The sequence below is a fragment of the Streptomyces umbrinus genome, from assembly GCF_030817415.1.
Lineage (GTDB): Bacteria > Actinomycetota > Actinomycetes > Streptomycetales > Streptomycetaceae > Streptomyces > Streptomyces umbrinus_A.
This window is the reverse complement of the sequence record NZ_JAUSZI010000002.1, coordinates 2,669,035-2,682,226: the sequence shown is the minus strand read 5'-3', so window position 1 is coordinate 2,682,226 and position 13,192 is coordinate 2,669,035. Positions and strand designations below refer to the sequence as shown.

Genomic DNA, 13,192 nt, shown 5'->3' with positions numbered 1-13,192 from the left:
TTCCCCGCGCCCCTGTCGGGGCGCCCCTGCGGGGTCCGTTACCTTCGGTCCAAGTTGGCCATGGCCAGGGCTATGTGACGGGACATCATGTCCATCGTCTGGGCCTCTGCCATGGAGAAGGCCAGGCGGGGGCCGGTGCGGAAGAGGGTGAGGACGCCCTGGACCGCGCCGTCGAGGGTGAGGGGGACGCAGAGGAGGGACGTGACGTTCGCGCGGACCAGGACGGGGGCGTCGGAGGCGTCGCGGCCGAAGGCGTCCGGGTCCTCCGGGCGTACCTGGAGGGCCGTGGAGCCGCCGCGTGCCGCCTCGACGACGAGGGGGCACGCGGCAGGGTCCTGCGCCTCCAGGTCCTCGGCTCGTACGTCCCGCTGGTCCGCGGGTCCGAGGACGGTCGTACGGCACAGCCGTGCGGCCCCCTCGTCGGCCACCACCCAGTCCGCGAACCGCCCGTGCAACACCCGGGCCGCCCGCTCCAGCACGGCGGCCCGGGTGCCGGCGGGCTCGCTCAGCAGCGCCGTGGTCATCATGTCCAGCAGGTCCATGAGCGCCGCGTGCCGTGTCGTCTCGCCGAGGTCCGGCACGGGGCCCGGCCCGCCCTTGGCCGACGGCGCCCGCGCTCCGGCGGACTGGAGCACCACGAGTACGGCGGTACGCGGCTCGCCGCTCGGGCGCAGCGCGGTGAGTGTCGCGCGTACGGGAACGGTGGGTCGCTGCTGGAGGTGGACCGTGAGGCTGCGGTCGCCGTCGCCGCGCGCCACCGCCGCCGTCTGTGAGCGGAACGCGGCCCGGTCCGGGTGCGCGAGGAAGCCGGAGAGCGGGCGGCCCGTCGCGTAACCCGCCCTGACACCAGTGAAGTTGGTTCCCGCGAAGTTGAGCCTGCGGACCACCGTCTCACGGTCGATCAGCGCGACGGGCAGCGGCAGCCGTTGGAAGATCCCCTTGAGCAGCTGCTGTTCCTGACGGTCGGCGGAGGACGTGTTCGCGGCGCCGGTGGCCGTCAGCCGCTCGTACCAGGGCCACAACTGGCCGACCACATGGTCGAGTTCGAAGATCGCCGTGTCCAGCACGGTGGGCAGATCGTCGTGGGGCACGGATCGTGCCGCCTTCAGCTCCGCGACACGGCGGACGAAATCCGCAAGTTCCTCACCGAACTCCTCCGTCTGCGCCATGCGACGAACGTAGCTCCTCACGAGCACATCCGGGGAGGCCGTGATGGAACCCCGCGAACTCGTTTTCTCCGCAGGTGACCGGGAAGGCGCAGGAAAGAGGAGGTACGAAGTATGCCGGATACGGAACATCTCGGCCCCCGGCGGACGGCATCCCCGGAATCTGCACTTCCGGGTCGTCGGCTGTCGGAACTCGCCGAGCAGGCCGTCCGCTGCACCACCGACTGCTGCGGCGCGGGCACCACGGTCTCCGACGGCGGCACGGAGCGGCCGGCCGCGGTGACGCATCCGGACCTCGCCGCGCTCGTCTCGATGCAGCTCCGCTCCGGCGAGGGCCCGATCCCGGCCGCGCTGGAGCGCGGTGAGCCCGTCGAGTCGGGCGATCTGCTGCGCGAGGAGCGCTGGCCGCAGTACCGGGCGATGGCGCTCGACTCGGGAGTGCGCTCCAGCGTCACCCTTCCCTTCCGCCGGGCGGGCCTGACGGTCACCCTCAGCCTCTACAGCTTCCGCGCGGGCGGCCTGGAGGACGTCCCGCACGGACCCGCCCGCGCGCTCGGTGATCTCGCCGCGACCTGTCTGGTCCGTGACCGCTCCTACCGCGCCGCGCTCACCGAGCTCGACCAGCTCGGCGCCGCGCTGCGCACCCGCCCCGTCGTCGACCAGGCGTGCGGCATCGTCATGCATGTGCTGGCCTGCGACGCGGACGCGGCCTTCAAGGTCCTGCGCCGCATCTCGCAGGGAACCAACCGCAAACTCTCCGAGGTCGCCTCGGCGCTCGTGGACTCTCGCGGCCGCGGCCTGGAGCAGGAGCTGGTCTCCCTGTCGAACTGAAGCCGAACCGAACCGGTACGGCGTCCGTCGGTGTCACCCGCTCGGGCGTCCGCGTGGCACGAATGGTGTCCGGCCGCGCGCGCCCGGGCGGCGGCCGGGCTCTGATGGGCTGCGGGGCATGTCGGTCGTGCCCCGCCTCCGCCGCCGTCCACGGGCGTGGGGGTCCCCAGCCGCCGGCCGAAGGAGCCCGAGCCCATGCGCATGCGCCGTACCGTCCGCGCCCTGTCCGCCACCGCCCTCACCGCCGTCGCCCTGGGCACCACCGTGGCGGCCGCCGAGAACCCGGGGGCGGAAGTCAGCCCCCGCACCGTGGCCCCGGGCGGCACGGTCACCGTCTCCGTGGCCTGCGAACCGACGGGCGGTCCCGCACCCGAGACCATCGACGCCACCTCGCAGGCCTTCGAGCACGGCACCGTCCAGCTGAACAAGGACGGCGGTGGGGAGGACGCCGAGGGCGGTCCGGCCTACAGCGGCACCGCTCGTATCGCGCCCGCCGGGAACTTCGAGGAGGGCGGGCCCGACGCGGCCGGCAAGGACTCCGACTGGAGTGTCGACGGCACCTGCCCGGCCGCGCCCGGTGGCCAGGGAAAGCAGTGGAGCGCGTCCTTCTCGGCGTCCCGTGAGGGCTCCTCCGGCGAGGACTCCTCCGGCGAGGACTCCTCCCGCAAGGACTCCCACGAGGGTTCCCGTGACGAGGGTTCCCGTGACGAGGGCTCTCGTGACGAGGTGCCCCGTGACGGCGGATCGCGCGACGGCGGTGCTCGTGACGAAGGAGCCGCGGTCCAGCACGGGGTGCACGCGGGCGAGGGCGGCGCCTTCACCGACTCCACTCCCGCCCTGGTCACGGGTGGTGTCCTCATCGCGGGCGCGGCAGGCGCCGCCGTCCACAGACTGCGCCGCCGGGAGTCGTCCTCGAACGGCTGAGTTGGCCACGCGATCCACTGGGTACGCAGAGCCTTGGGTACTCGAAGCACAGGGGCACGACAGGCACCGTGGGAACCACGACGGACCACGGACCGGCGTCCACGGATCCGCGATCCACGGAGGCCCGGTCCACGGAACGCGGCCGGTCCACGGATCACTGCGCGGAGGCACGTATGCGGCGGACCGATCCGGAAGGCCACGGCCCCGTCCGTTACGGCCCACCGCTCCCCGGCCAGGACCTGCCGGTGCCGCCCGGACTCGCAGCCGCCGCGACGGGCGCGCACACCGAACCGACCGGCGGGGGACCCGCGCTCCTGGACGCCGCCCTCGCCTACTGGGCCCGGCGCGGCCTGTCCGCCGACCGCCACCGGACGGCCGCGGCGCCCGGCGCCCCCGCACTCCTCCTCGCGCTGACCGCCGCGCTCGGCGGCGACGTCCTCGTGCCGCGCCCCTGCGCGGCCTGGTGGGCACCGCAGGCACGCCTGTTGGGCAGATCCGTCTTCCACGTGGGGACACCCGCCGAGTGCGGCGGCATCCCGGACCCGTACGCCCTCCTGGAGACCGTGCGCCGAGTACGCGCCGAGGGCGGCGACCCGCGGCTGCTCGTCCTGTCCGTCGCCGACGACCCCACCGCCACCGTCGCGCCGCCCGAGGTGGTCCACGAGGCCATCGAGGCGGCCGTGGGCGAGGGGCTGCACGTGGTCAGCGACGAGACCTGGCGCGACACCCTGCACGAACCGCACGACACCGTGTTCCTGAGCCCCGCCGAGATGCTGCCGGAGCATGTCACGGTCCTGACCGACCTCGCCGGCCCCTTCCTGCCGCCCGGCTGGCCCGCCGCGATCGCCCGCTTCCCCGCCAACGACACCGGCGTCCGGCTGCGCGACCGCGTCCTCGACGTACTGACCGCGCTCGACGCCCGGATCGCGGCCCCGGTCGCCGCGGCCGCCGCGTACGCGCTCGCCGAACCCGACGACATCACCCACCGCCTCGCCGCGTCGGTACGTCTGCACGCGCGCGTGGCCACCGCCGCGCACCAGGCCCTCGTGGCCGCGGGCGCCCTCGCCCGGCCCCCGCGGGCGGGCCGCCATGTGTACGCGGACCTCGGCCCGCTGCGCTCCGCGCTCACCGAGCGCGGTGTCGGCGACGCCCAGGAACTGGAGGACTTCCTCACCGACCGCCTCGGCATGCCCGTGCCCGGCGGCCACCGCTTCGGCGACGACCTCGGCGCGCTGCGCGTACGCCTGGCCACCGGCCCGTTCCTCGGCACAACCCACGAGGAGCGGATGGCGTCTCTCTCGTCACCGGAACCTCTGGAATTGCCGCATGTGGAACGCGCGTTGAGTCTGCTGGGCTCGGCACTCGCCGAGCTCCGCGATGACGATGACGCTCGGCGACGGGAGTCCCCTCGATGACGCAGCAGTCCGAGTCGACCACGACCACCACGACCACGGACGCCGAAGACCCGGCGTCGACCTCCCCTCTGGCCTCCTCTCTGTCCTCACCTGCGTTCGTACCCGCCGTCGGAACTCCGCCCGCCGGGCCCCGGCCTCTCGCCGAGCCCCGGCCGCTCGGCGAACGCCGCGTCTGGCCCCGCTCGTTCGCGGACCGGCTGACCGCTCCGCTGCCGGGCTTGAGCGGCTTCGCCCGGTTCGCCCGCGAGGGCGCGCTGCGGCCGGGTCCCGAGGGGCTCGCCGACATTCCCCGACTTCCGTACGAACCGGGCCCGTTGCCCCGGGTGGACGCGCGCACGGTCGCCGTCTCCTGGGCGGGGCACGCCAGTTGGGTGGTCCGCATCGGTGGGCTCACCGTGCTCACCGACCCGGTGTGGTCCCGCAAGATCCTCGGAACTCCCGCCCGGATCACGCCCGTCGGCGTGGCCTGGAGCGCACTGCCGCGCATCGACGCGGTCGTCATCAGCCACAACCACTACGACCACCTGGACGCGCCGACGCTGCGCCGACTCCCGCGCGACACACCGGTGTTCGTCCCGGCCGGGCTCGGCCGCTGGTTCAGGCGCCGCCGCTTCTCGCACGTCACCGAGCTGGACTGGTGGGAGGCGGCCGAACTGGACGGGGTCCGCTTCGACTTCGTACCGGCCCACCACTGGTCCAAGCGCAGCCTCCACGACACCTGCCGCACCCTGTGGGGCGGCTGGGTCCTGACCGCGTCCGACGGCCGGCGCGTGTACTTCGCCGGCGACACGGGATACGGCCACTGGTTCTCCCGCATCGGCGCCCGCTACCCCGGTATCGACCTCGCCCTCCTCCCCATCGGCGCGTACGACCCCCGCTGGTGGCTCAGCGACGTCCACTGCGACCCCGAGGACGCGGTCCGAGCCACCCAGGACCTGGGCGCCCACCGCATGGCGCCCATGCACTGGGCCACCTTCGTCCTCTCGGCAGAACCGGTCCTGGAACCGCTGACGCGGGTGCGTACGGCATGGGAGAAGGCAGGCCTGGCGAGGGAAAACCTGTGGGACCTGCCGGTGGGCGCTTCAAAGGTGCTCGACTGAGGTCCCGTCTTCTGGGGCAGGGCGAGCAGGCAGGTCTTGGGCGCGGGGAGGGCGGTGGGCCTGGTGGGCGGGCGGTGAGCAGCAGGTCTTTTGGGCTCGCGCGGAGCGGCGGGCCCTTCAGGCGCGCGGTGACTCGCAGGTCTTTAGGGGCGCGGGGAACTGCGCGACCGGCCACACCCAACCCGCAGACAACACACGGCAGAAGACCCCCGCACCCACACCCGCCACGACCCCTACCGCGGAGCGCCACGCAATCGCCGCCACAGCCCCGGCGCCACGCTGATCACAACGGTCAGTACGACCACCGCAACCACCCCCTCCCAGGGCTCCTTGAACAAGGAACCCCCAGCCACCCCGATGAGCTGATACGTCGCAGCCCACGCAAGGCACGCCGGCACATCCCCCCGAGCAAACCTCCGCAACGGCCACTTCGCCATCAAGCAGGCCAGCATCACCGGAATACGCCCCGCCGGCACCAGCCGCGACAACACCAGCACAGCCACACCATGCTCAGCGAGCTTCTCCTGCGCCTGCGCCAGCCGATCCTCCGGCGCACGATCCCGTATCGCGGCCAGCCACCGCGACCCGTTCTTCGACCTCATGCCACGGCGCCCGAGCCAGTACAGCGCGACATCCCCGAGGAACGCCGCGAACGCCGCCACCACGAAGACCAGCACCATCGAGAACGGCGCGGTCTGGTGAAACGCGACCACCGCAGCCGAACTCACCAGCGCACCCGTCGGCACGACGGGCACCAGCGCCCCGATCAGCACCAGCAGGAACAGCGACGGATAGCCGAGCGCCTGCTGGGTGGACTCGGGCGGCACGGTCGTGACCGCGGCGGCGAGCACATCCCTCACCGGGCTTCGCCCTCCCGCTCGTCGTCGCCCCGGCCGGCCGGCGCGTCCCTCGGGGATGACCGGTACCCCGCGACCCGCGGACGCACACGCTGTCCGTGGTCCAGAAGGTGCACCGCCACCTCGGGCGCACGCTCGGCGGCCAGGCGCACGAACTCCTCGCCGGGCGCGTGGAATTCGTGGGGGCGCACGGCATCCATCCCGATCGGCCAGTACGTGCCGTAGTGCACCGGCACCGCGCTCCCCGGCTGCAGACGGGCCAGCGCCTCGGCCGCCCGCCCCGCGTCCAGGTGCCCCTCGCCCAGATACGGTCCCCATCCACCGACCGGCAGCAGCGCCACGTCGACCGGTCCGACCTCCTTGGCCATCGACTCGAAGAGGCCCGTGTCCCCGGCGAAGTACGTCCGTGCCTCGCCCTCGATCACATAGCCGAGGGCGGGCGCGCGGTGCGGCCCGACCGGCAGCCGCCGCCCGTCGTGCCGCGCCGGAACGGCCTGTACGACCAGGTCACCGACCCGCGTCCGGTCGCCGCTCGCCATCTCGGTGACCTGTAGATGGCCGAGCCTGCGCAGCCCGTGGACGGCCCGCGGGGCGCCCTTCGGCACCAGCAGCCGGGTGCCCGGGGCGAGCCGCGCCAGCGACGGGACGTGCAGATGATCGGCGTGCAGATGGGACACCAGGGCCACGTCCGCCACGGCGGCCTCCGGCGGGGGCGGCGCGCCCCGGCGCCTGCGCAGATGCGCGAGCCGGCGCGCGAAGAGCGGGTCCGTGAGCACGCGCGCGCCCGAGTCCTCGACGGTGCAGGTGGCGTGCCCCCACCAAGTGATCTCCACCGGCACTCCTTTGCCTCCTTCGCGCGACTCCCCCCGAGCGTACGGGCAGGAGTAGGGTCGGCGACGAAACCCGGAGGTGAGGGGGGACGCCATGGGAGACGCACGCCGTGCCTCCGGCATGCTTCGCGTGACGACGATCGCGAGTCTGACGCCGTTGGAGGAGCTGGAGGCGGATCCCTTCCTGGTGGACTCGCGCAGCCAGCACGCCATGTGCGCGCGCTGGGCGGCCGAGCGCGGCTATGTCGTCACGCGCGAACTGCTCGTACGGGGGCTGCGGCCGGACCACTGCGCGCTCTGGGAGGACGTCGAGGCGGGCCTCGTCGACCTGTTCGTGGCGCCCAGCCGCCGGGTCCTGGAGCGGGCGCTCGCCTCCGTCGACGAGTTCACCGCCGAGTGTGCCCGCCGCGGAGTACGGGTCGAGACGGTCGGCCACGCGGAACCCGCGTACGACGCCCAGATGAAGGCCCATGTCCACCGCCGGCTGTCGATGCCGACGGCGGGCTACGACGGCCGCTGACACCTCCGGCGCTGCCGGGCCCGGGCCGGGCTGGGGCAACTCCGTGAGGTGGCCCGCGGTCACCCTGTGTGCGCGTGGCGGACAACCGTCGTGCCCTTGTGCGCCGCCGAAACGGCTTGCGTGCTTGTGACAGGGTTGGGGCAGGTCTGAGAGCGGGGTGGAGGTGGGCGTGGCGTGAGCGGCGCGAGATGGCGGAGGCTGGTGAGCGCGCTCTGGCGGAGCGTTGCCGTGTGGGCCGTGTCCACGGTCACCATGCTGGCGCTGGCCGGGATCCTGCCGGACTTCAGAATCCAGTCCGCCGACGGGGACAGCGCGACGCAGATCGCCGTCACGGCCGCGCTCGGCGCCGGGGCGTTCGGCGTGCTCTCCTCCGTCGTGTGGCCGCTCCTCGTCCGGGCCCTGCTCCTCGTCCCCGCCCTCGTCCTCGGCCTGCTCGTCTTCTTCCTCAACGGCTCGCTCCTGTGGCTCGCCCTGCGCATCATCCCGTCGGGAGAGAGCGAGGCCGCCCCGGAGACGGCCGTGGTGGTCGCCGCGGTGATGTCGGCCGTCGCCTCCGCCACCGGCGGTGCCCTCGCCGTCCGGGACGACGACGCGTACAGGCGCAGGCTCTACCGGCTCTCCGACCGGCGGCGGGCCGAGCTGGAGCCGGGCTCGGGCCCGTCCACCCCCGGCGTGGTCTTCCTCCAGCTCGACGGCGTCGGCCATGACGTACTCCTGGAGGCGGTCGGACGCGGTCTGATGCCGACCGTCGCAGCCTGGCTCGGTGACGGCGAGGGGGCCCGCACCACCCACCGGCTCATCCCGTGGCGCACCGACTGGTCCAGCCAGACCGGCGCCAGCCAGCTGGGCATCCTGCACGGCTCCAACCACGACATCCCCGCCTTCCGCTGGTACGAGAAGGACACCCGGGAGGTCATGGTCTGCAACCGCCCCACCAGCGCCGCCGAACTCCAGCGCCGCGCCGTCGCACGCACCGGCGACGGCGGACTGCTCACCATGGACGGCGCCAGCCGGGGAAACCTCTTCAGCGGCGGCGCCGACCAGCTCGCCCTGGTGCTCTCCGTGGCCGCCAGAAGGGGCCGGGAGAACCGCTCGCGGGCCGGCTACTTCGCGTACTTCTCCGACCCCGCCAACGCCGTCCGTACCGCCATGTCCTTCGTCGCCGAGGTCGGCCGCGAGATCGGCGAGTCCACCTGGGCCCGCCTCAAGAAGCGGCGCCCGCGGGTCGGCCGCGGCGGCCTCTACCCGTTCATCCGGGCCTTCGCGACCGTCATCGAGCGGGACGTCGTCGTCACGGCGGTGATCGGGGACATGCTCGCCGGACGCTCCTCGATCTACGCGGACCTGGTGGCGTACGACGAGGTGGCGCACCACTCGGGCCCGCGCAGCCGCGACACGGAGAAGGTCCTGGCCCGCCTGGACCGCTCACTGGCCCTGATCGCGCAGGTCGCCGAGCACGCCCCGCGCGCGTACCGCATCGTCCTGCTGTCCGACCACGGCCAGAGCCCCGGCGAGACCTTCCGTACCCGGTACGGACTCGGCCTCGGCGAACTGGTCCGGGCCGGCTGCGGGCTGCCCGTGCCCCGCAAGGCGCGCCGCACCCACAGCGGCGCCGAGGCCAGGGCCGCCGTACGGGCCGCGCTGCGCAGGCCCGTCGAGGAGGGCCGCGAGGAGTACCGCCCGTCCAGCCGTCACTCGGAGCCGCTCGTGCTGGCCTCCGGCAACCTCGGCCTCGTGTCCTTCCCGGACGTACCGCACCGGATGAGCCGCGAGGAGATCGACGCCCGCCACCCGGCCCTGCTGACCACGCTCGCCAACCACCCCGGCGTCGGCTTCGTCCTCGTGCGCAGCGAGGAGCACGGCGGCCTCGTGCTCGGCGCGAACGGCGCCGAGATCCCGCTGGACGAACTGGACGAGAACCCGGGCCCGCTCGCCGACTTCGGCCCGGGCGCCGCCGACGCCGTACGCCGCACGCACGCGTTCCCGCACACCGCCGACATCATGGTCAACTCCTGGTACGACCCCCAGGAGGGCGAAGTCCTCGCGTTCGAGGAGCAGATCGGCTCGCACGGCGGCCTCGGGGGAGCGCAGGGGCGGCCCTTCCTGATGTCTCCGCTCACGTTCTCCGCGCCCGTCGAGGACGGGGAGGAACTGGTCGGCGCGGAGCAGGTGCATCACGTGCTGCGGCGGTGGCTGCGCGAGTGCGACGGCCCGCAGGTTCCCGTCGAGACCGAGCCCGAGCGGCGGGTCGCGTAGACCCCTGCGCTCCTCAAGGGCCCCGTAAATGGGCTGCGGTCCGGGGGAGGAGCCGCGCACACTGTCCGCATCGGACATCGCGCACCGGCGCGCCCCGCTCGAACACCCACCAGGAGCCACTGCGTGCAGGCAGCCGTCACCGTCACTCCCGCCCGTATACCGGAACTGCTGCTCGGCCTCGCGACCGTGCGGCCGGTCTTCATCTGGGGCGCTCCCGGCATCGGAAAGTCCTCCCTGGTGAGGGAGTTCGCCGAGTCGCTGGGTCTTGAGTGCGTGAGCCTGCTGGGTACGCAGCTGGCGCCGGAGGACCTGATCGGCGTACCGCAGATCCGCGACGGCCGTTCGGTCTTCTGCCCGCCCGAGGCGATCGCCCGCGACGAGCCGTACTGCCTGTTCCTGGACGAGCTGAACGCGGCCACGCCGGACGTCCAGAAGGCGTTCTACTCGCTGATCCTGGAGCGGCGCATCGGCAACTACGAGCTGCCGGCGGGCTCGATCGTGATCGGCGCGGGCAACCGCGCGACGGACAACGCGCTAGCGCGCCCGATCGCGTCGGCGCTGGTCAACCGGCTCGCGCATGTGCACCTGGAGGCGTCCCCGAAGGACTGGCTGGTGTGGGCCGGGGCGAACGGCATCCACCCGTGGGTGCTCGACCATCTCATCGACCGACCCGACCACCTGTGGTCCAGGCCGCCGAAGACCGAGGAGCCCTTCTCGACGCCCCGCTCCTGGCACATGCTCTCCGACGCGCTGCACTCCTTCGGCCCGACGCTCGACGAGCCCACGCTGAAGGTGATCGCCCACGGCACGCTGACGCCCGCGCACGCGGTCGCCTTCTGCGGCTACGTGAAGATCGTGCGCAGCCGGTTCGGCATCGAGGCCATCATGAAGGGCGAGGCCCGCTGGCCGAACCGCCTCGAGGACCGTGACCTCCTGTACTACCTCGCGGAGTCCTTCCGGGGCCGCCTCGTCAAGGAACTCCCCGCCAGCAAGGAGCACGCCTCGGCGAGCGGCCGCCAGACCGCCCACCGCGCGAAGTCCCTGCTCGTGCAGCTCGCCGAGATCTCCGTCGAGGTCGCCCAGAGCGTCATCGCCTCGGACGAGGACGGCAACCCCGTACTGCCCGCCTGGTTCCTGGTGGAGGCGGCCCGCGACATGCCGCGGCTGGTGGAGGCGCGCCGGTGAGCGCGCAGAGCGGGACAGCGGGCGCGTCGAGCGGGACGACGGCGGGCGAGCCGCGCGGGGTGGTGAGTGCTCTGCGCGGGACGGGGAGCGTGCCGAGCGGGACTGGGACCGGGCGCGCGCCGGCGCCGGGCGGGAAGTCGGTCGCCGGGTCCGGCCCGGCGGTGACGCAGGCAGCGCGTTCGTCCGGCCAGTCGCCGCGGCCCGCGCCCCGTCGCCGCATCTCGGCGCCTGCCCCGTCCGCCCGACGGCAGGCGGCCCATCGATGAGCCGTACGCGCAATCAGGAGCAGCCCAAGAAGAAGGACCTGGCCGCGGAGGCGTTCGCCGAGGGGATGCGGCTCGTGCGCGCCAACCGTGCGCTGGCCGCCATCGGGTTCAGCACCTGTCGTCAGGAGGACTGCGAGGAGGCGCCGGACGACGGGCTCGTGCGCGTCGACTCGGACGGCGTGCTGCACGTCCACCCCGAGCGCCGGGCCGACCCCGTCGAGTGGGCCTGGGCGGTTGCGCACGGCGCCCTGCATCTCGGCTTCGGCCATGTCACGGCGGCGACCGGCCTGCGCGCCCAGCCCGACCGGTTCGACGTGGCCGCCCGCTGCGTCGTCGTCAACCGCTTCCTGCTGGGCTTCCCGATCGGCCGGACCCCCGCGGACCTGCCGATGTCGTACCCCGACGGCGACGAGGAGCAACTCGCCGCACGCTGGCGCCGCGACGGCATCCCGGCCGTGTACGAGCGCTGCGGCACGGCGGGCCCCGAACCCGACCAGCTGCTGGTGCCCTGGGACAGCTGGCTCGGCGGCCGGCCGCCGGACTGGCAGCTCGCCTTCGCCCACGCGCTGACCCGCACGGTGGCCACCGCGATGGACATGGCGGGCGGCCGTCGCGAGTCGATGCGTGGCGGGCTCACTCCGCGGCAGCCCTGGGAGCGGGCGCTGAACTGGTTCGTCTCCTCCTACCCCCTCCTCGGCGGCATCGCGGCGGGCATCACGATCGTCGCGGACGCCGAACTCGCCCGCGCGCACGGCATCTCCGTGGCCGCGGTCGACGCGGGAGCGGCCGAGATCTACATCAACCCGCTGCGCCAACTCGACGACGAGGAATGGCGGTTCGTCCTCGCGCACGAGATGCTGCACGCCGCGCTGCGCCACGGCGACCGCTGCGGCGCCCGCGACCCGTACCTCTTCAACGTCGCCTGCGACTACGTCATCAACGCCTGGCTGGTCGAGATGCAGGTCGGCACGATGCCCGAAGGGCTGCTGTACGACCAGGAGTTGAAGGACCTCTCCGCCGAGGAGGTCTACGACCGGCTCGCCACCGACCTGCGCCGCATGCGACGGCTCGCCACCCTGCGCGGCAAGGGCGTCGGCGACATTCTCGGCGGTCCGCTCGGCTCGCCGCGCGACTACGTGGACCTCGACGAGTTCTACCGCCGCGGCCTCGCAGGCGGCCTGGACCTGCACCAGCAGCAGAGCCGCGGCTACCTGCCCGGCGGACTGGTGGAGGAGATCCGCGCGCTCAGCCACCCGCCGCTGCCCTGGGACGCCCAACTCGCCCGCTGGTTCGACGAGTTCGTGCCCCGCCCCGAGCCGGTACGGACGTACGCGCGCCCGGCCCGCCGCCAGGCGGCCACCCCCGACATCCCGCGCGCCGGACGCTACTTCCCGCCCGAGGAGATCGCCCGCTGCACCTTCGGGGTCGTACTCGACACCTCCGGCTCCATGGACCGCACCCTCCTCGGCAAGGCACTGGGCGCCATCGCCTCGTACGCCGAGGCCCGTGACGTACCGGCCGCCAGGGTCGTCTTCTGCGACGCGGCCCCGCACGACGCGGGCTTCCTCCCCGTCACGGAGATCGCGGGCCGGGTACGCGTCCACGGTCGCGGCGGCACCATCCTCCAGCCCGGCATCGACCTGTTGCACCGAGCCGAGGACTTCCCGCCGGGCGCCCCGATCCTGGTCATCACGGACGGGTGGTGCGACGTCCTGCGCGTCCGGCGCGAGCACGCCTACCTGATCCCGCAGGGTTCGTCCCTGCCGTTCACCGCACGTGGGCCCGTCTTTCGCGTGCGCTGAGCCCGAGTGTGATCGGATAGTGCTACGGACCCCAAAACCG

10 protein-coding genes and 1 pseudogene are annotated in these 13,192 nt (G+C 73.4%); 8 read left to right on the top strand and 3 right to left on the bottom strand.

Going from position 1 to position 13,192, the window contains the following annotated elements; genetic code table 11:
* Positions 1-38: 38 nt before the first annotated feature.
* Entirely contained in the window at positions 39-1,169 is a 1,131-nt protein-coding gene (locus QF035_RS12260; protein ID WP_307520208.1) for a PAS domain-containing protein, read from the bottom strand.
* 111 nt (positions 1,170-1,280) lie between these two features.
* On the opposite strand from QF035_RS12260, the gene QF035_RS12255 reads away from it, so the two are divergent.
* The 4 genes from QF035_RS12255 (at position 1,281) to QF035_RS12240 (ending at position 5,436) form a co-directional block, all read left to right on the top strand.
* Positions 1,281-1,997, top strand: a complete 717-nt coding sequence (locus QF035_RS12255; protein ID WP_307520207.1) for an ANTAR domain-containing response regulator — start codon at positions 1,281-1,283, stop codon at positions 1,995-1,997.
* Positions 1,998-2,198: 201 nt separating this feature from the next.
* Positions 2,199-2,921, top strand: coding sequence for a hypothetical protein (locus QF035_RS12250; RefSeq protein ID WP_307531061.1), 723 nt, complete (start codon positions 2,199-2,201; stop codon positions 2,919-2,921).
* A gap of 173 nt (positions 2,922-3,094) precedes the next feature.
* Positions 3,095-4,336 (top strand): aminotransferase class I/II-fold pyridoxal phosphate-dependent enzyme, encoded by a 1,242-nt coding sequence (locus QF035_RS12245; protein ID WP_307520206.1) that lies wholly within the window; start codon positions 3,095-3,097, stop codon positions 4,334-4,336.
* Positions 4,333-5,436, top strand: coding sequence for an MBL fold metallo-hydrolase (locus tag QF035_RS12240; protein WP_307520205.1), 1,104 nt, complete (start codon positions 4,333-4,335; stop codon positions 5,434-5,436). The genes QF035_RS12245 and QF035_RS12240 overlap by 4 nt, the downstream gene beginning before the upstream one ends.
* A gap of 233 nt (positions 5,437-5,669) precedes the next feature.
* Here QF035_RS12240 and QF035_RS12235 read toward each other — a convergent pair whose 3' ends face one another.
* Positions 5,670-6,296 carry a DedA family protein gene (locus QF035_RS12235; protein WP_307520204.1) on the bottom strand — a complete coding sequence of 209 codons (627 nt, stop codon included), beginning with the start codon at positions 6,294-6,296 and terminating at the stop codon, positions 5,670-5,672.
* 68 nt (positions 6,297-6,364) lie between these two features.
* Positions 6,365-7,132 (bottom strand): annotated as a pseudogene (locus QF035_RS12230) (MBL fold metallo-hydrolase); the annotation flags it as partial.
* Positions 7,133-7,217: 85 nt separating this feature from the next.
* On the opposite strand from QF035_RS12230, the gene QF035_RS12225 reads away from it, so the two are divergent.
* The 4 genes from QF035_RS12225 to QF035_RS12210 all read left to right on the top strand — a co-directional run bounded on the left by QF035_RS12225 (position 7,218) and on the right by QF035_RS12210 (position 13,152).
* Positions 7,218-7,643 (top strand): hypothetical protein, encoded by a 426-nt coding sequence (locus QF035_RS12225; protein WP_055615362.1) that lies wholly within the window; start codon positions 7,218-7,220, stop codon positions 7,641-7,643.
* A 174-nt stretch (positions 7,644-7,817) separates the two neighbouring features.
* On the top strand, positions 7,818-9,899 hold the full coding sequence (locus tag QF035_RS12220; protein WP_307520201.1) for a phage holin family protein: 2,082 nt from the start codon (positions 7,818-7,820) through the stop codon (positions 9,897-9,899).
* Between the two features lie 123 nt (positions 9,900-10,022).
* Positions 10,023-11,084 carry an ATP-binding protein gene (locus QF035_RS12215; RefSeq protein WP_307520200.1) on the top strand — a complete coding sequence of 354 codons (1,062 nt, stop codon included), beginning with the start codon at positions 10,023-10,025 and terminating at the stop codon, positions 11,082-11,084.
* A 262-nt stretch (positions 11,085-11,346) separates the two neighbouring features.
* Positions 11,347-13,152 carry a vWA domain-containing protein gene (locus QF035_RS12210; protein ID WP_307520199.1) on the top strand — a complete coding sequence of 602 codons (1,806 nt, stop codon included), beginning with the start codon at positions 11,347-11,349 and terminating at the stop codon, positions 13,150-13,152.
* The last annotated feature ends 40 nt before the right edge of the window (positions 13,153-13,192 follow it).

What these genes read in the sequence shown, in the direction of transcription:
- QF035_RS12225 (WP_055615362.1), top strand. Translation starts at nt 7,218, where the DNA reads ATGGGAGACGCACGCCGTGCCTCCGGCATGCTTCGCGTGACGACGATC.
- QF035_RS12210 (WP_307520199.1), top strand. Translation starts at nt 11,347, where the DNA reads ATGAGCCGTACGCGCAATCAGGAGCAGCCCAAGAAGAAGGACCTGGCC.
- QF035_RS12250 (WP_307531061.1), top strand. Translation starts at nt 2,199, where the DNA reads ATGCGCCGTACCGTCCGCGCCCTGTCCGCCACCGCCCTCACCGCCGTC.
- QF035_RS12245 (WP_307520206.1), top strand. Translation starts at nt 3,095, where the DNA reads ATGCGGCGGACCGATCCGGAAGGCCACGGCCCCGTCCGTTACGGCCCA.
- QF035_RS12240 (WP_307520205.1), top strand. Translation starts at nt 4,333, where the DNA reads ATGACGCAGCAGTCCGAGTCGACCACGACCACCACGACCACGGACGCC.
- QF035_RS12260 (WP_307520208.1), bottom strand. Translation starts at nt 1,169, where the DNA reads ATGGCGCAGACGGAGGAGTTCGGTGAGGAACTTGCGGATTTCGTCCGC.
- QF035_RS12255 (WP_307520207.1), top strand. Translation starts at nt 1,281, where the DNA reads ATGCCGGATACGGAACATCTCGGCCCCCGGCGGACGGCATCCCCGGAA.